This is a genomic window from Streptomyces sp. URMC 126 (assembly GCF_051386555.1).
GTDB lineage: Bacteria > Actinomycetota > Actinomycetes > Streptomycetales > Streptomycetaceae > Streptomyces.
The window spans coordinates 1-247 of record NZ_JBPQTX010001174.1; the positions used below are offsets into that span (position 1 = coordinate 1).

Here is a 247-nt window from a genome sequence, read left to right on the forward strand (position 1 = left end):
GTCCAGTACGTCATCCGCCCGCAGACCGCCGAGTACCCCGACTACCGCGGCTACGCCGGCCAGATCGCCTCCGGCGTGCTGCGCGTGGGCCAGCCGGTGACGGTGCTGCCCTCGGGCCGCACCTCGGTGATCGAGGGCATCGACCTGCTCGGCCAGTCGGTCCGGCAGGCCTGGGCCCCGCAGTCGGTCACCGTCCGCCTGGCGGACGACCTCGACGTCTCCCGCGGCGACCTGATCGTCCCGGCCG

Annotated in this window: 1 pseudogene; it reads left to right on the top strand. The window is 74.5% G+C overall.

Annotation, left to right across the window (positions count from 1 at the left end):
- Nucleotides 1-247: pseudogene (locus ACSNOK_RS35560) on the top strand (hypothetical protein); the annotation flags it as partial.